General features: G+C 41.7%; 16 protein-coding genes. 2 read left to right on the forward strand and 14 right to left on the reverse strand.

Translation table 11 applies throughout. From position 1 onward, the window contains the following. Positions 1 to 36: 36 nt before the first annotated feature. Together G541_RS0100455 and G541_RS0100460 are read right to left on the reverse strand one after the other, a co-directional pair. A complete protein-coding gene (locus G541_RS0100455; protein ID WP_027826117.1) occupies positions 37 to 1,725 on the reverse strand; it encodes a DAK2 domain-containing protein in 1,689 nt (562 codons plus the stop codon). 31 nt (positions 1,726 to 1,756) lie between these two features. Then, positions 1,757 to 2,119 carry an Asp23/Gls24 family envelope stress response protein gene (locus tag G541_RS0100460; RefSeq protein WP_009554712.1) on the reverse strand — a complete coding sequence of 121 codons (363 nt, stop codon included), beginning with the start codon at positions 2,117 to 2,119 and terminating at the stop codon, positions 1,757 to 1,759. A gap of 250 nt (positions 2,120 to 2,369) precedes the next feature. Here G541_RS0100460 and rpmB point away from each other — a divergent pair, with 250 nt between their 5' ends. Beyond that, the gene (gene rpmB, locus G541_RS0100465; RefSeq protein ID WP_009554714.1) at positions 2,370 to 2,555 is read left to right on the forward strand and encodes a 50S ribosomal protein L28; all 186 of its coding nucleotides are present in this window, start codon (positions 2,370 to 2,372) and stop codon (positions 2,553 to 2,555) included. Positions 2,556 to 2,670: 115 nt separating this feature from the next. Here rpmB and G541_RS0100470 read toward each other — a convergent pair whose 3' ends face one another. The 11 genes from G541_RS0100470 to gmk all read right to left on the reverse strand — a co-directional run bounded on the left by G541_RS0100470 (position 2,671) and on the right by gmk (position 14,268). Further along, positions 2,671 to 3,321, reverse strand: coding sequence for a thiamine diphosphokinase (locus tag G541_RS0100470; RefSeq protein WP_027826118.1), 651 nt, complete (start codon positions 3,319 to 3,321; stop codon positions 2,671 to 2,673). Then, positions 3,322 to 3,981 carry a ribulose-phosphate 3-epimerase gene (rpe, locus tag G541_RS0100475; RefSeq protein ID WP_027826119.1) on the reverse strand — a complete coding sequence of 220 codons (660 nt, stop codon included), beginning with the start codon at positions 3,979 to 3,981 and terminating at the stop codon, positions 3,322 to 3,324. Positions 3,982 to 3,998: 17 nt separating this feature from the next. Beyond that, positions 3,999 to 4,895: a ribosome small subunit-dependent GTPase A gene (gene rsgA / locus G541_RS0100480; protein ID WP_027826120.1), complete on the reverse strand. Its 897-nt coding sequence runs from the start codon at positions 4,893 to 4,895 to the stop codon at positions 3,999 to 4,001. Beyond that, the gene (gene pknB, locus G541_RS0100485) at positions 4,892 to 6,706 is read right to left on the reverse strand and encodes a Stk1 family PASTA domain-containing Ser/Thr kinase (RefSeq protein WP_027826121.1); all 1,815 of its coding nucleotides are present in this window, start codon (positions 6,704 to 6,706) and stop codon (positions 4,892 to 4,894) included. Before pknB ends, rsgA begins: the two co-directional genes overlap by 4 nt. Then, positions 6,703 to 7,449 (reverse strand): Stp1/IreP family PP2C-type Ser/Thr phosphatase, encoded by a 747-nt coding sequence (locus G541_RS0100490; protein WP_027826122.1) that lies wholly within the window; start codon positions 7,447 to 7,449, stop codon positions 6,703 to 6,705. Before G541_RS0100490 ends, pknB begins: the two co-directional genes overlap by 4 nt. Before the next feature lie 7 nt (positions 7,450 to 7,456). Next, the gene (gene rsmB / locus G541_RS0100495) at positions 7,457 to 8,815 is read right to left on the reverse strand and encodes a 16S rRNA (cytosine(967)-C(5))-methyltransferase RsmB (RefSeq protein ID WP_027826123.1); all 1,359 of its coding nucleotides are present in this window, start codon (positions 8,813 to 8,815) and stop codon (positions 7,457 to 7,459) included. Next, positions 8,805 to 9,761 carry a methionyl-tRNA formyltransferase gene (gene fmt, locus G541_RS0100500; protein ID WP_027826124.1) on the reverse strand — a complete coding sequence of 319 codons (957 nt, stop codon included), beginning with the start codon at positions 9,759 to 9,761 and terminating at the stop codon, positions 8,805 to 8,807. Before fmt ends, rsmB begins: the two co-directional genes overlap by 11 nt. 15 nt (positions 9,762 to 9,776) lie before the next feature. Next, a complete protein-coding gene (priA, locus tag G541_RS0100505) occupies positions 9,777 to 12,203 on the reverse strand; it encodes a primosomal protein N' (RefSeq protein ID WP_051174512.1) in 2,427 nt (808 codons plus the stop codon). After that, positions 12,178 to 13,371 (reverse strand): bifunctional phosphopantothenoylcysteine decarboxylase/phosphopantothenate--cysteine ligase CoaBC, encoded by a 1,194-nt coding sequence (gene coaBC, locus G541_RS0100510; protein WP_027826126.1) that lies wholly within the window; start codon positions 13,369 to 13,371, stop codon positions 12,178 to 12,180. The genes priA and coaBC overlap by 26 nt, the downstream gene beginning before the upstream one ends. An 85-nt stretch (positions 13,372 to 13,456) precedes the next feature. Beyond that, entirely contained in the window at positions 13,457 to 13,651 is a 195-nt protein-coding gene (rpoZ, locus tag G541_RS0100515) for a DNA-directed RNA polymerase subunit omega (protein WP_009554740.1), read from the reverse strand. Further along, entirely contained in the window at positions 13,648 to 14,268 is a 621-nt protein-coding gene (gmk, locus tag G541_RS0100520; protein WP_009554742.1) for a guanylate kinase, read from the reverse strand. Before gmk ends, rpoZ begins: the two co-directional genes overlap by 4 nt. Positions 14,269 to 14,423: 155 nt before the next feature. Between gmk and G541_RS0100525 the strand changes: the two genes are divergently transcribed. Beyond that, entirely contained in the window at positions 14,424 to 14,738 is a 315-nt protein-coding gene (locus tag G541_RS0100525) for a hypothetical protein (protein WP_027826127.1), read from the forward strand. Positions 14,739 to 14,846: 108 nt separating this feature from the next. Here G541_RS0100525 and glnA read toward each other — a convergent pair whose 3' ends face one another. Further along, complete coding sequence (gene glnA, locus G541_RS0100530; RefSeq protein WP_027826128.1) at positions 14,847 to 16,190, reverse strand: type I glutamate--ammonia ligase; 1,344 nt, start codon at positions 16,188 to 16,190, stop codon at positions 14,847 to 14,849.

A 16,190-nucleotide genomic window follows, 5' to 3' on the forward strand; every position in this document is an offset into this window, starting at 1 on the left:
TAACAAAAAAGACTGGTTCATAACCAGCCTTTAATATTATTCAACAGAAACCATGTATTGGTATACCGGTTGGTCTCCTTCGTATATTTCTACTTCTAAATCTTCATCAATAGCTAAAACTGCATCCTTGATTGCTTCAGCCTCTTGTTGACCGCCGTCAGCACCAAAGAGAATAGTAACTATTTCACTATCTTCATCAACCATCTTTTCAATCATTTTGACAGTTGCTTGTTGGACATTTTCAGCCACAATCTCGATTTTCTTGCCAATTATGCCCATAAACTGACCATTTTTGATCTCTTGACCTTCAATAGTGGTATCACGCACGGCATTTGTTACTTTACCGAAAGTAACATCTTGCAAGCTATCGGTCATATCCTGGCGGTTCTCAGCCAGAGTTTTGGTCTTTTCAAAGGCTAACAGTGCTGTCATTGCTTCTGAAATGGAAGCTGTTGGTACCACAGCTACTTCAGCATCAACAACCGTTGCTGCTTGGTCAGCCGCTAACAAGATGTTCTTGTTATTTGGTAAGACAATTACTTTTTCAGCTTGAGTACTATTGATAGCATCAACAATATCCTTAGTAGATGGGTTCATAGTTTGCCCACCACTAAGAATGTAAGTCGCTCCAAGACTCTTGAGAATATCAGTGATCCCTGCACCTGAAGCAACCGCAACGATGCCATAGTCGCCAGCAATATCATTAGTAACCGGCTGCGCAGCTTCTGCTTCTTCCTTCTTATCATTGATGATAATTTCTTCTTGTTGCCAACGCATATTGTCAACTTTAACAGTTTGGAGGTCACCAAATTGTTGCCCCCATGACAACACTTTACCTGGGTATTCGGTGTGAACGTGAACTTTAACTACTTCATCATCGTTGATTACCAAAAGGCTGTCACCTAGGTCAGCCAAATAATTGTAGAAAGTATCATAGTCAAATTTCTGGGTTACTTGCTTTCCGCGTCCGATACGCACCATGATTTGTGTACAGTAACCATTTTTAATATCTTCAACGTTCAACTTAGATTGTGCATGTTCGGCCCCTACCATTTCTGGCATCTCACCTAGTGATGGGGTGTGTTTTTGTTCATCTTCTGGCCGAACATTACCAGAAAGAGCATCATAGAATCCTTGGTAAACAAAGACTAGCCCTTGACCACCCGAATCAACAACGCCTACTTCTTTCAAAACAGGCAGCAATTCCGGTGTCATTTTGAGGGCTTCTTCAGCCGCCTCATAAGCGACCTTCATAATTGCTACACAATCGTCCGTTTTTTTGACTTCTTTTCGCACTGCTTCAGCTGCTTTCCGAGCAACCGTCAAGATTGTCCCTTCTTGTGGCTTCATCACGGCCTTATAAGCCATTTTTACCCCAGAAGAAATCGCATCAGTCAGGTCTTGAGCTGATAGCTGTTGCTTATCCCCAACTGACTTATGAAAACCACGGAAAATCTGTGAGAGAATAACACCAGAATTCCCCCGTGCTCCCATTAACAACCCCTTGGCTAATGCTGAAGCTAATTCACCAGTGCTTTCCGAATTAACATCACTCAGATATTTATATCCACTAGCGAAGGATAAACTCATATTTGTTCCCGTATCACCATCAGGCACGGGGAAAACATTCAGTCTGTTAATAAAATCCGCATTATCATTTAAGCGTTGAGAACTGACGCGGACCATCTTTTGAAATTCCGCTCCAGTAATCGTTGTAACTTTCACCTTGAAACTTCCTCCTTAGACCGCAGTCAGCTTAGTCAGCTGTCACTCGAACGCCTTGAACATAAACGTTCACGGAATGTGCGGTTACTCCTAACATGGATTTCAAATTATATTTAACTTTATCCTGTACATTATGGCAAACTTCAGAAATCTTTGTCCCATAACTAACAATTATGTAAAGATCAATCGCTACGCCTTCATCTTCTTGACGTACGACAACACCCTTAGAATAATTGTCACGCTTTAAAATTTCATTTAAATTGTCTTTAATTTGATTTTTGCTAGCCATACCAACGATTCCGAAAATTTCAGTTGCGGCACCACCAACAACAGTTGCAATAACTTCATTACTAATATCGATGTTACCGAACTTGCTTTGCATTTTTACAGCCATTTAATACAGCCTCCTTGAGTAATTACGACAATCTTATTGTAATTATAGCAAACAATGCTAGCAAAACAAAATACGCTTGTCAATTTCTTTCTCTACTGTTCCATTTAGTTTGGCTTAATTCGTTCAATTTAAGCTGTGAAGGAAAATTACTTTACAGATTATTCTTGCATTCTCTAAATAACTATGCTAATTTAATATAGTGAATTAGCGTAAGTGCTTGAAGTTTTTTGTTAAAGGAGGGTTTATTGAGATGGCAAAAGATTATATTACAGGCCGTAAGACATCCTTCGGTAAGAAGCGTTCTCACGCTTTGAACTCATCTAACCGTAGCTGGAAGCCAAACTTGCAAAAAGTTCGCATCCTGGTCGATGGTAAGCCAAAGAAGGTTTGGGTTTCTGCTAGAGCATTGAAATCTGGTAAAGTTACTCGGGTCTAATAACCATTAAAACCAACTCGTTCCATTACGGTACGAGTTTTTTTATACAAAAATTAAAGAGGGAGAGTAACCTTCACTGACTTTCAGTGGGTTTACTCTCCCTCTTTTTAGTATATCAATCACAACTTTGAATCACCGCAACAACGCCACGGCTAAAAGTAAAATGCCCCTTATCCCCAATGAACTCATTGCTAGATAGTGATATTGGTAATAAAAAATCCGTTTTGGGTAACCGATATTTCTCATCCGGCAACTCTAAACCTTGCACTGGTGTTAAAGGAACAAATGCCAAATATTTCATCCCTTGTTCTTTTACCAAGGTGTACTGACCAGGACGGTAAAAAGAAACTGTATTATTCCGATCATAGAGTTTTACCTTATCTAAAAAATACTCAAACTCTGGCTTTAAAACGAATAGAAGATTAGCTAATAGTTGATCCATCCGTGCTCCAGTTGCCCCAAATATATTAACTTGAGTCACCCCAGGAAAATAGTGACGAATATAACGCAAGGCCATTTCCGTATCCGTAATGTCATCCTTTTGGGGATCAATAACAGTCCGTTTAATCTGTTGTTGGACCATGGCTATTTCTTGCGCTGTCGATGAATCAAAATCTCCCACAGCAAGGCATGGTGTAATACCATGAGCCAGCAAGCGCACTGCTCCTTGGTCAGCTCCGACCCAATTGGGTTGGGTTTGTGCCCATTCATAGAAACCTGATGGCAAAACGGCCTCGGGTCCTCCAACCAATAAATTGATTAGCATTTATAGCGCTTCCTCAACTGTTGCTTGGCGTAACTTTTCAACTTGGACAGCTGGGTCACCCTTAAAAACAAAGGAACCTGCTACTGCCACTGTAGCCCCTGCTTGTGCACACTGCTTAATTGTTTGGTCATTTACACCACCGTCGACTTGAATTTCATAATGGTAACCTTTTTCCTGCTTAATTTGAGCTAATTCGGCTACTTTATCCAACATCTCAGGCATGAATTTTTGTCCGCCAAAACCGGGATCAACAGTCATAACCAACACTTGGTCAACCATTGCCAATAATGAGCTAATTGCACTCACTGGTGTTCCAGGATTAATAACGATTTCAGCCAACTTGCCCTTTTTCTTGATCATGTCCAAAGCCCGATGAATATTAGATGTTGATTCATACTGGACTCCAATTAAATCAGCCCCTGCGTCAGCGAATGCTTCTACATAGTTTTCTGGGTTTTCAATCATTAAATGGCAATCAAAAACAAGTTGTGAATGTGGGCGCAATGCTGCCACGACATTGGGTCCAAAAGTCAAATTAGGAACAAAGTGTCCATCCATCACATCAATGTGGAGCATATCCACCTGAGCTTGTTCAACTTTTTCAACGTCTGTTTGTAAATTTGCAAAATCAGCACTTAAAATCGATGGTGCTATCTTCATAATTTCCACCTCAAATATTAGCGATACTTCTTTTTCTCATCATCAACTACCATTTTATAGAATTGTAGGTAGTTTTCATAGCGACTGGACCATATTTTTTTACTTGCCACTGCATCCCGAACCGCACATTGTGGTTCTTTAATGTGAGAACATCCGCGGAACTTGCATGCGGTGGCATACTCTTGAAAATCTGGGTATAAACGTGGTAAGTCTTCTTTAGTTAAGTTGCTAAGTTCAAATGATGAAAAGCCTGGTGTATCAGCAATTAAAGCTCCATGGATATCCAATAGACTTACCTTTCTGGTAGTATGTTTCCCTCGGCTCAACGCTTTGGAAACTTCCCCAGTTTCAAGTTGGAGAGCTGGGTCAAGTTGGTTCAATAAAGTTGATTTTCCCGCACCAGTTTGCCCCATGACAACGCATACCTGCCCTTGAAGCTCAGAGAGAAGCTCCGCTTGCACTTGCTTTTGCTCTGCCGGTGTCTGAGGAATAAAAGTCGGATAATATTGACGATAGTATGTAGCGATCTCCGCCAATACTTGGCACTGATCCGCTGTGCTGACTAAATCATATTTAGAAAAATAAATTAACGGTTCAATACCATTGGATGCCAACATTACCAACTGGCGATCTAACAAGTTGGCCGAAAAATCTGGTTCAACACAGGCTGTCACAACTACAGCCTTATCAACGTTGGCAACTGGTGGGCGCACCAACTGGTTCTTTCGCGATTGAATGCCTAAAATATAGCCTTCATCTGCTTTTTCAGCTTTAAAATCAACAAAATCCCCTACTAAAGGTGTCTGCTTTTTCTTACGAAAATTTCCCCGCGCCCGTGTCCGATACTCTTGGCCATCACTTGTCATCACATCATAATAGCCACTCAAAGATTGTCTAATCTGTCCGCGCATCATTCACCATCCTTTTCTGGAGCATACTTGCGCACATTATCATTCTTAAATAACAGTTTTCCATCTCTAACAAATTTGAATTTTCCAATATCATCAGGATGTAACACAAAAGGTAAAGTTACTGTCGTATCATGCTTGATATGCAAAGTTTTATACACTTCACTATAACTATGCTTAGAATCTCCCAAATAAACTTCTACCTTATTACTAGCTTTACTATTATCGTATGGGACTGTCACTGGAACACTGAATTCTATCAATTGCTCTGACGGATCTGTATTCTGACCTTGACTCACCGTGAACATCACTGACGTTTGTTTGAAGGCCACTTTTTTATCCTGCATGATACTTTGATCAATGATCAGTCCTGGAGCATATTCCGTAGACATTCCCTTTTTCTGGTAGACTGTCACCCCTTGGGCTTCTAGCTTTCTTTTGACCGTTTGAAAATCCTGACCAACATAATTGCCAAAACGTTTCTTAGGTAATCCTTGCGAAACTGTTATGTTAATCGTTGATCTAGTCTGCGTTTTAGCACCCCCATTCGGGGTTGACTTGGTTACTTGGCCAGCCGTGTATTTATCACTATGCTCTTTGTTGATCTGTCCGATTTCTAGGTGGTTTTGCTTCAATAAACTGACCGCATCCGCCTTCGACATCCCTCTAACATCTGGAACCGTGATTACCCGTGGTGTGTGCAACACGGCAAAAATTGCCACACAAATCACCACTACTACAAAAACAATTGATCCAATAATAATTTCTTTTCGGCGTAAACTACCACGTTGAGCAGTCCGTAATCCCAATGCAGGTGCTGGTTGAGCCGCCTGGTGCTGATCAACATCCCGTTCATCTAACTGGCGCAAATCGGGCAGTTCTTTGGTCTTTTCCAGCTCATTTTTTTCAGCCAAAATTGGTCGGATATCTGGTAAAACCTTAGTTACTTCTTTTTCTTGTTCCGCTTCTGGCTCCCATTTTGGTTCTTGCATCCGTTCTGATGATAAAGCTGTCGTCAAATCTGCAATCATCTCATCAATGTTGCGATAACGCATATGTGGATCCTTGGCCGTTGCATGATAGACTACATTGGCCAGCGCCTGCGGAATATCTCGTTTATAGTTTTCTAATGCTGGAATATGTTCGGAGTAGTGCTTTAGTGCAATCACAACCGCCGTTTCGCCTTGGTAGGGCACTTCACCAGTTAATAATTCAAATAAAATAATCCCCAGTGAATAAATATCTGATTGTTTGGTGACTACGCTCCCCCGTGCCTGTTCTGGCGAAATATAGTGGACTGATCCCAGTAAGGTGTTGGTTCGGGTCATAGTTGTTTCAGCTGTCATAACGGAGATCCCAAAATCAGTAATCTTCACACGCCCATTTTGATCAATCAAAATATTTTGCGGTTTAAGATCCCGATGAATAATGCCATGCAGGTGAGCTTCTTTTACTGCTTGGAGCACCTGGGTCATAATTGCTACTATGTGCTCAAAGCTCAAAGGATAGTTTTGCTTTAAATATTTTTTCAAATCCATCCCTTCAACATATTCCATTACTAAATACTGCATCCCATCGCTTTGGTCCACATCATAGATTTGAACAATATTGGGACTATGCAGTTCTGTTAATGAAATTGCTTCCCGTTTAAAGCGTCTGATAGCAGCTGGATCATCCCGCCAATCCAATCGCAACATTTTCAACGTTACCGGACGCTTTAAGATAAGGTCATAGGCTTCATAAACATTGGCCATCCCACCTTCTCCCAGGGGACGGACAATTTTATACCGTCCGTTTAAGATAAAACCTGTTTTCATCGTACTCCCTCCATGTCCTGTTGAACTAAGAGGGCAGTAATATTATCTGGTCCCCCAGCTGCATTGGCTTGGGCAACCAATAACTGACATTTTTCTTTCAAAGAGGTAGTTACATCGTTAAGAATATGCACGATTTGTGCAGTCGACACCATATTAGTTAATCCGTCTGAACACAACATGAATAAATCATCGTTCCGATATGTGGCGCGACTAATATCCAAAACCACTTCCTTTTCGATGCCTAATGTGCGCGTAATAATATTCTTTTGGGGGTGATTTTGTGCCTCAGATGCACTAATCTTACCCTGCTTCACCATTTCATTGACCAATGAATGGTCTTCAGTTAGTTGACACAGGCTTCCGACATGAAATACATAAGCACGACTATCACCAAGGTGAGCCACCAGGTATTGATCATTAAAGAAGAGTATGCATACTAACGTAGTTCCCATTCCGTTTAAGTCTGAAAATTGTTGGGCACGCTTGTTGATCAAACTGTTTTCAGCGGCCACGGTTGTCTCTAACCATGCTTGCCCTTCGGTAACAGTAGTAAAGCTACTCTCAGAAAAATAGTGTCCCAAATGTGAAACAACCATTTCTGAAGCCACTTCGCCTCCTTGATGACCACCAATACCATCAGCCACAATTGCTAAATGCAGACCTGACTTACTAGTAAAAAAGCCCACTTGGTCCTCATTATTTAAGCGTACTTTCCCCTTGTCAGTCACATATGCATAGTTCATCTTCTTCTCACCTACTTTTCTTGATCAACGTTGCAATAAAGAACCCGTCCGATTTAAAGTCATCCGGATAAATTGTCAAACTTAATTCTTCCCGTTCATCTTTGATTCCATAATGTGTTTTGGTTTTAATTTGTTCAAACTCTGAATGTTGGGCTAAGAAACGGTCGACCACATCTTGATTTTCCCCTTGCAAAATGGTGCACGTGCTGTATGTCAATTGTCCGCCCTCTTTCAATGTAGGCGCAACTGCATTTAAGATTGCCAATTGAATTTGTTGGAGCTTTTGTGAGTCCGCTAACCGTTTGTCGTATTTGATTTCTGGCTTGCGCCGTAACAATCCCAATCCTGAACAAGGTGCATCCACTAATATCTTATCAAAGCTAGCCACTGCAAATTTCTTAGCAACTTCACGCGCATCTAACTGCTGGGCCTGAACATAGTCAGCCACTCCAATTCGCTTTGCATTTGCTTCAATTAGTTTAACTTTATGGGCATGAATATCTAAAGCGGTAACACGACCACTTTCATTTAATTCAATAGCGATCTGGGTGGTCTTCCCTCCTGGAGCAGCACAGGCATCTAAAACTTGGTCGCCCGGTTTGATTTGCATAGACTCAACCGCTAACATCGCACTTTCATCTTGAACCGATAGCTCTCCGCGCTGATAAGCAGGGCTAGTTGGCGCAAAACCCGCAGTCACTATTCCGGCACGGAAAGTAACTTGACTTCGTTCCACTTCTAATCCTTCTGCCCGAAGGTCTTTGATCGTTTGTGTCAGCTTGTCTTCTGTTGGTTGGCTTATATTAAAACGAATACTATTTTTAGAGGGTTCGTTGGTTGTAGCTAAAATAGCTGCTGTCTTCTTCAACCCCAGTTCAGCCGTTAGTTCTTTTACCAACCAAAGTGGTGTACTTGTTTCTATACTCAAGCGTTTAGTTGTGTCTTTTATTTCTTTGACTGCACGCACACCCTGTCTTTGAATTGAACGTAAAACAGCCGTTACAAACCGACGTGTACCTGCATGGCCCTTAACCTTAGCAATATCAATTGCTTCATTAAAAATCGCCCATTCCGGAACAGCAGTGAGATACTGCATTTGATACAAAGACAGCAATAATAACTCATGGACCCAAGGAGCCACCTTTTGTGGTTGGTTAATAAAGGGTTGCAACCAATACTCCAAGGTCAACCGGTGCTGCAATGTCCCATATACTAAATTAGTAAAAAAATGGGCGTCTTTTTCATCTAACTGGTGTTTTTTAATAACTTGATTGATTCCTAAATTTGAGTATGTTCCCTGTTGATTGATTCTGGTCAACAACTCAACAGCTAAATAACGGGGAGTTTCACGTAACTTATTGCTCATCGGTAATTAACTTTTGTCCTTCCTTGATTCCTTGACCCATTCCATTGAGATAAGCAGTGATGTCCATCTGGGCTTTCCCCGCTGGTTGGAGGCGGTTCACCTGGTAGACTGTTCCCGCTGCTGCAGCAATTTTCAATTGGTGTTTTCCCACTGCAACAACTTCTCCGGGTGCCAAAGTGGTCTTTTCTGATAATGGTGTTACATCCCAAATCTTAGTCCGCTTACCATTAAATGCTTTAAAATACGTACCTGGGTTAGGACGTAAAGCTCTGACTTTCCAATCAACTTCTTGGGCAGTAAGTGCTAGTGTCAACGGTTCTTGATCGGCCTTAATGATCGGGGCAAAAGTGGCTTGTGCCTCGTCTTGAGCCTGACCACTGATCGTCCCCTGAACTAACTGGGGTAACACTTCATGGAGTAGTTCAATTCCCACTTGGCTCATCTTAGCAAAGATGCTAGCAGTGTCATCCGTCGCTGTGATGGGAATCACACGTTTCGCAAGCATGTCCCCTGCATCCATCTGCTTAACCATGTACATGATTGTAACTCCGGTTTCTTGCTCCCCATTCATGATGGCATACTGCACCGGCGCCCCACCACGATATTTAGGTAGCAAAGAGCCATGCACATTGATCGCGGCAATTTGCGCTGAATCTAGTAACTTTGTTGGTAAAAATTGTCCGTAAGCAGCTGTTACAATAAAATCAGGTTTCAAAGCACATAACTGCTCTAATTCTGGACTCCCACTTAGCTTAGCTGGCTGTAATACTGGAATATCATGCTTCAACGCTACTTCTTTCACTGGAGAAGGAGTTAACTTTCTTTTCCGGCCTACCGCCTTGTCTGGTTGAGTAACCACTGCTACTAATTCATAATCAGTAGTCACTAAGTCTTCAAGAATAGTTGCCGCAAACTGTGGTGTACCCATAAATACCATTTTTGCCATATTTCTCACTCTTTTCTATATATTGTTGATTGGATCGCGATCAATAATAATGCGAACCCCGTTTCTTTCGTCATTTTGACTTTGTTGCAGCAATGTTTGCAAAAAAGCATCCAATGCTGGTTCTTTTTTATATTTAATTATCAGTTGGAAATAATACCGTTTCTTGATTCGCAAAATTGATTGCGGACTAGGTCCAACTAACCGTGCTTGTGGAGACAAAATTTGTTTAACTTCGTCATTAAGTTGGTAGATGCGTTTCGCTGCAGCTCCCTCGGTCGCTGCACTCACTGTAATCTTAATACTATAATAATACGGTGAATACCCCATTTGACGTCTAATCTGCATTTCTGTTCTGTAAAACAGTTCATAATTTTGGTGACTTGCATCTTGAATTGCGTAGTGTTCAGGATTGTATGTTTGAATTATAACTAGCCCTTCCTTGTCAGCTCGTCCAGCCCGTCCGCTTACCTGGGTTAACAACTGGAAAGTCCGCTCACTTGACCTGAAATTGGGTAAACTCAATGCCGTATCAGCATTAAGTACCCCCACCAAAGTAACATTGGGAAAGTCCAATCCCTTAGCAATCATCTGCGTTCCTAACAAAATATCTGCTTGTTGGTCACCAAATTTTTGCAACAAGCGCTCATGAGCGCCCTTTTTACGCGTCGTATCCACATCCATCCGCAATACTCGAGCTTGGGGAAACAACCGCGCTAATTCTTCTTGAACTTTCTCAGTCCCCGTTCCGTAATAACGAATTTTCGTACTCCGACAATTGGGACAGAAATGCGGGATATCCTCAATGTGCCCACAATAATGACATTTCATATTATTGGTGTCCATATGAAGCGTCAGTGAAATATCACAATTTGGACATTTCAAAACAAAACCACATTCTCGGCACATCAAAAAAGATGAATATCCCCTGCGATTTAACATCAACACTACTTGTTCATGTTTCAACAAGCGCTGCTCAATCGCCTGTACCATTGGGCGCGAAAAATCTGCCTCCTGTGACTGCTTATACTCTTTACGCATATCCACAAGCTGCACTCGGGGTAACCCTTTACCATTAATTCGCCGTGGCATCGCAATTCCCTGATAAACCCCCTTTTGAGCCCGGGCCCGGGTTTCAAGAGATGGAGTAGCACTTCCCAAAATTAACGGGCAATGATGCCAAGCCGCCCGCCATTTGGCAACATCACGGGTATGATAACGAGGCATTTCCTCCTGTTTGTAACTAGCTTCATGTTCTTCATCAATTATAATGATGCCAATATTATCTAACGGAGCAAAAATAGCTGAGCGGACCCCCACTACAACTTGCGCTTCGTGCCGCTCAATGCGGCGCCATTCATCATATTTTTCACCATCTGACAAACCACTATGTAAAACGGCTACTTGCTTACCAAAACGGGCCCGCACCCGCTGGACCATTTGTGGTGTCAATGCTATTTCTGGAACCAACATCAAAGCAGTTTTACCTTGCATTAGGGACTGCGCAATACATTGTAAATAAACTTCCGTTTTCCCGCTTCCAGTAACTCCTTGTAACAAAAAGACTTGGTTTTGATTATCGGTAATTGTGGGAGTAATCATCTGCACAGCCCGTAACTGATCCGGGGTGAGTTGGGGCGGTTGGCTTGCAGAAATATTCGTTTCCCGATACGGATCGCGGTAAACTTCTTTAGCTACCCGTGTCAACCACCCATGTTTTTCTGCTTGAATAAAAGTTGCTGCTGGAATTGGCACATCTTTTTGCCAAAAACCAGCCATAGATTCCAACATCGCAGTTATTAAGCGGCGCTGATTAACGGCATTTTTTCGTAGTCTTTGGGCAATCTCTGTCAATTTGTCTTTCCCTACCGCAGGTTCAATCCAGATTGCTGTTTTCACCTTTGCCTGATCTTGCACCAAATAAGTTATCGCTAACTCACCCTGTCTTTGCAAAGTTGCTAGCTGAGCCCGCATACTGGGTGTGATGCGCTCATCATAGTAATCCAAAGCTGTTTGTGTTTGAAAAAGTGCCCTAATTTCCGCGGGTAAAGTACACTTGTCGCCTGTTATTACAATTTGTTTGCCATATTTTGCTCGTAAGACACGCGGGAGCATCGTTTGAAGACAACTAATCGTAAATGAAAATGTATACCCTGCCATCCACTGGGCCAGGTGTAAAGCTTCTTTATTCAAAACCGGTGTCAGATCCATTAGATCGTGAACTGCTTTTAAAGCATATGTTGTCTTGGCTTCCTGTTTTGTTCCCACAACAAATCCTTGCACCAACCGGTCACCCTTGCCAAAGGGTACCACCACCCGCATTCCCACTTGAATTCGCTTGCTAAAGAACGCAGGAACACGGTATGTGTATGGCTGATTGGTTTGCATGGTGGGAACGTCCACAATTACATCCACAAAGTTAATCGGTGGTGTTAAAGTTTCCATCTTCGATAATCACCTTAAATATCTCTTTTGCTACTTCAATTTTATCAGCTTTAGCTACCACACGGGGAGGTTTTTGCCGTCTGAGAATTTGGACCTCATTTTGTTCACTATTAAATCCAATATCCCGCCGCGAAACATCATTAGCTACAATTAGATCGGTATTCTTCCGTTCCATTTTCTGTTGTGCATTAGCCACCAAATTTTCAGTTTCTGCTGCAAAACCAACTAAAAATTGGTGCTGTTTCCGTGCACCTAGATTGGCCAAGATATCAATATTTTTTTGAAGTTTCAATACCATTTCTGCTTGCTTCTTGATCTTTTGCGGTGCTACCTCGGCTACTCGATAATCAGCTACTGCAGCAGCCATGATTACAATATCAGCTGTGATATATTCCTGGTTCAAAGCCTGATTCATCTCAGTAACCGTTGTTACATCGACACGACGCACAGTAGTTGGCAACGCCACCTGCATCTGTCCAGCTACAACCACTGTTTCAGCCCCTAACATGGTCGCAACTTGTGCCAAAGCAGCACCCATTTTCCCACTGGAACGATTGGTAATATAACGGACCGGATCGATCGGCTCGCTGGTCGCACCAGCACTAATTACCACTTTCCGCCCTGCTAATGGTAAGTTACCATCAACTTTGTTTACTTGTTCGTAGAACCATTTCCATATTGCTTCAGGTTCAGGCATTCTTCCTTTACCAGCATATCCTTCAGCTAGTGGCCCACTTACGGGAGTAAGAACTCTAACCCCATCTTTTTTTAGTAGAGCAATATTACGTTGGGTAGCAGGATTAGTCCACATCTTAGTGTTCATTGCTGGAACCACCAATTTCATGGTAGCCGTCGCTAGCAAAGCAGTTGAAACTAAATCATCAGCTATTCCTTGAGCCATTTTAGCTAAGATATTGGCTGTAGCCGGCACTACTAATGACACATCAGCCCAGTCCGCCAACTCAATATGTGGAATTTCTCCTTGAATAAAAAGGTCAGTTACTACTTTTTCTTTCAGTAATGCTGCAAAAGTTGTGGTGCTAACGAATTTTTGGGCTGCATCCGTCATGGCAACCCGTACTTCATGCCCATTTTTCTGGAGAAGACGCACAACATTAACTGCTTTGTAAGCAGCAATTCCTCCGGTAACATAGACAACCACTTTCATTTTATTCGCCTCCCATATATTTCAACAGCTTTCTAGTAAAAAGACTGTGACAAGCAATTCTGTCACAGTCTTTTTAACTCACTCGTTAGTCTTTAATTTTCAAATCGCCAGCCGCAATTTCTTCTAACGCTTTTCCGACACTCTTTTCGGATTGATATTCATTTAACATTGGTAATTCGCCAGCTTCTAACTCATGGGCCCGCTTGGAAGCCAAAGCACACAGTGAGTACCGGGAGTTAACATGTTCTAATAATTTATCTACTGAAGGATATAAAATCATTTCAAAGCATCTCCTAACTGTTTCTTATAATCAGGTAAGAAGCGTTTTACTCGCCACCGTTCTGCACGAATGATCGTCTTGATCTTTTCAGCAGCCCGAGGAACTTCATCATTAACGACCGCATAGTCATAGTTTTGCATCATTTCAATTTCTTCAACAGCTGTCTTCATGCGCTTGTTGATTTTAGCAATATCATCTGTCCCCCGATTGATCAAACGTTGCCGCAGTTCCATCAAATCTGGTGGAGTCAAGAAAATGAACAAACCATCAGGACACTTCTTGCGAACTTGCATGGCGCCTTTAACTTCGATCTCAAGGAAAACGTCTTTCCCACTATCTAACATCTCGTTAACATATTTTAATGGCGTCCCATAATAGTTGTCAACATATTGCGCATATTCCAGCATTCCGCCGTTAGCAATTTCGTTTTCAAACTCTTCCTTGGTTACAAAATAATAGTCTTTTCCGTCCACTTCACCAGGTCGCTTTTCCCGGGTCGTCATAGAAATAGAGTAGTCAAATTTATTACCTTCCTGAGAAAAAATCTCTTTCCGTACTGTACCTTTACCTACACCAGACGGACCGGAAAGTACAATTAACATTCCTCTTTTTGCCATGCTCAAAAATCCTCTCATTTTAATGTCTTTATTTAAATATTATGTCACTATCTCCCCTCTTTTTTCAAGTTCTATCACAAAATTATAATTTGACATAACGAACAAAGGTTCGTATAATACTTATTGCAAACAAACGTTCGAAAGGTGGGTCCAATATGTTCGCACATCTCAAAGAAACTCCACTTTACCAAAATATCAAACAATATTATAGTAATTTTATTAATAAACCTGATTTATCCAATACAGAAACGTATCATCTCGATCCCGTCCTAATTGAAAAATATCTACGGACCGCGTACGTCAACGATGCCCCTATTAGAGTCACTATCAAACATAAAAATGATTTCTTTACTAGCCATGGTCAAGTCGAATTTATTCCTACCAACTATGATGCTTTTTTGGTCTTAGATCAGCAGCCAACACTCCTCTTTAAGCATCAGGTGACTAACATTCAAATGGAGCACCCATAAAATCTATCATTATTAATAAAAAAGCGTTGCATGCACATCCGGCATCCAACGCTTTATTTTTGTTGTTACTATTTAGCTTTGTTTATTTGCAGTTGTTAGAGAGCTAAATCAATACATTTCCATATAGTGGTCGCGTTCCCATTCAAAAACCTGTTCCCGATAAGCATCCCATTCGATACCCTTAGCAGTCATAAAGTTCTTGTACAGGTGCGTACCCAATGCATCTTTCATCACTTGGTCGTTTCTTAGTTCCTTCAGTGCATTATGCAGTGTTGATGGAAGGTCTTCGATTTGGTTAGCTTTGCGCTCATCTTCACCCATTGAATAGATGTTACGATCAACTGCCTTTGGTGGCATGATCTTGTTCTTCAAACCATCTAAACCGGCGGCTAAAACAGCTGTTACGGCTAAATATGGGTTAGCAGCTGGATCGACACTCCGTAATTCCAACCGTGTGGATACTCCCCGGGCAATTGGCACACGAACTAATGGTGAACGGTTATGACCAGACCATGCAACATAAACCGGTGCTTCATATCCTGGTACTAACCGTTTGTATGAGTTAACGATCGGGTTCATAATCGCTGTGTAATTCCGTGCATGCTTAAGCAAACCGCCCAAGAAGTACATTGCCTGTTCAGAAAGTTGTTCCGGAGCTTTTTCATCAAAGAATACATTACCATCCTTGTTGAATAAGGACATATTCAAGTGCATTCCTGATCCGTTGATTCCGTTTAATGGCTTAGGCATGAAAGTTGCGTGTAAGCCATGCTTCCGTGCAACGGTCTTAACTACCAACTTGAAGGTTTGAATATTATCACAGGCATGTAGAGCGTCAGCATATTTGAAGTCAATTTCATGTTGCCCAGGGGCCACTTCATGGTGTGATGCCTCAATGTCGAAGCCCATATTTTCAAGTTCCAAAACAATATCACGCCGACAATTTTCACCCAAATCAACTGGAGCTAAGTCAAAGTAACTTCCCTTATCATTCAAGTTAACTGTTGGCGTTCCTTTTTCAGGATCTAACTTGAAGAGGAAGAATTCTGGTTCTGGTCCGATATTGAAATCAGTAAAGCCTAATTCCCGCATTTCATCCAAAATCCGGATAAGGTTATTCCGTGGGTCGCCCAAGAATGGTGTCCGATCAGCGTTATACACTTCACAGATCAACCGGGCTACCTTCCCATGTTCACTTCCCCAAGGGAAGATCATCCATGTTGATAAATCAGGATATAACCACATATCACTTTCTTCAATTCTGACGAAACCATCAATAGAGGAACCATCAAACATCATCTTGTTATCCAGTACCTTATCTAATTGACTAATAGGAACTTCAACATTTTTGATTGTTCCATATAAATCAGTAAACATTAACCGTAAAAACTGAACGTTTTCTTCTTTGGCAATGCGCCGAATGTCATCTTTAGTATAGTTTACTTTAGCCAT

It is taken from the genome of Ligilactobacillus saerimneri DSM 16049 (genome assembly GCF_000423265.1).
GTDB classification, from domain to species: domain Bacteria; phylum Bacillota; class Bacilli; order Lactobacillales; family Lactobacillaceae; genus Ligilactobacillus; species Ligilactobacillus saerimneri.

What these genes read in the sequence shown, in the direction of transcription:
- G541_RS0100460 (WP_009554712.1), bottom strand. Translation starts at nt 2,119, where the DNA reads ATGGCTGTAAAAATGCAAAGCAAGTTCGGTAACATCGATATTAGTAAT.
- rpmB (WP_009554714.1), top strand. Translation starts at nt 2,370, where the DNA reads ATGGCAAAAGATTATATTACAGGCCGTAAGACATCCTTCGGTAAGAAG.
- G541_RS0100470 (WP_027826118.1), bottom strand. Translation starts at nt 3,321, where the DNA reads ATGCTAATCAATTTATTGGTTGGAGGACCCGAGGCCGTTTTGCCATCA.
- rpe (WP_027826119.1), bottom strand. Translation starts at nt 3,981, where the DNA reads ATGAAGATAGCACCATCGATTTTAAGTGCTGATTTTGCAAATTTACAA.
- rsgA (WP_027826120.1), bottom strand. Translation starts at nt 4,895, where the DNA reads ATGATGCGCGGACAGATTAGACAATCTTTGAGTGGCTATTATGATGTG.
- pknB (WP_027826121.1), bottom strand. Translation starts at nt 6,706, where the DNA reads ATGAAAACAGGTTTTATCTTAAACGGACGGTATAAAATTGTCCGTCCC.
- G541_RS0100490 (WP_027826122.1), bottom strand. Translation starts at nt 7,449, where the DNA reads ATGAACTATGCATATGTGACTGACAAGGGGAAAGTACGCTTAAATAAT.
- rsmB (WP_027826123.1), bottom strand. Translation starts at nt 8,815, where the DNA reads ATGAGCAATAAGTTACGTGAAACTCCCCGTTATTTAGCTGTTGAGTTG.
- fmt (WP_027826124.1), bottom strand. Translation starts at nt 9,761, where the DNA reads ATGGCAAAAATGGTATTTATGGGTACACCACAGTTTGCGGCAACTATT.
- priA (WP_051174512.1), bottom strand. Translation starts at nt 12,203, where the DNA reads ATGGAAACTTTAACACCACCGATTAACTTTGTGGATGTAATTGTGGAC.
- coaBC (WP_027826126.1), bottom strand. Translation starts at nt 13,371, where the DNA reads ATGAAAGTGGTTGTCTATGTTACCGGAGGAATTGCTGCTTACAAAGCA.
- rpoZ (WP_009554740.1), bottom strand. Translation starts at nt 13,651, where the DNA reads ATGATTTTATATCCTTCAGTAGATAAATTATTAGAACATGTTAACTCC.
- gmk (WP_009554742.1), bottom strand. Translation starts at nt 14,268, where the DNA reads ATGGCAAAAAGAGGAATGTTAATTGTACTTTCCGGTCCGTCTGGTGTA.
- G541_RS0100525 (WP_027826127.1), top strand. Translation starts at nt 14,424, where the DNA reads ATGTTCGCACATCTCAAAGAAACTCCACTTTACCAAAATATCAAACAA.
- glnA (WP_027826128.1), bottom strand. Translation starts at nt 16,190, where the DNA reads ATGGCTAAAGTAAACTATACTAAAGATGACATTCGGCGCATTGCCAAA.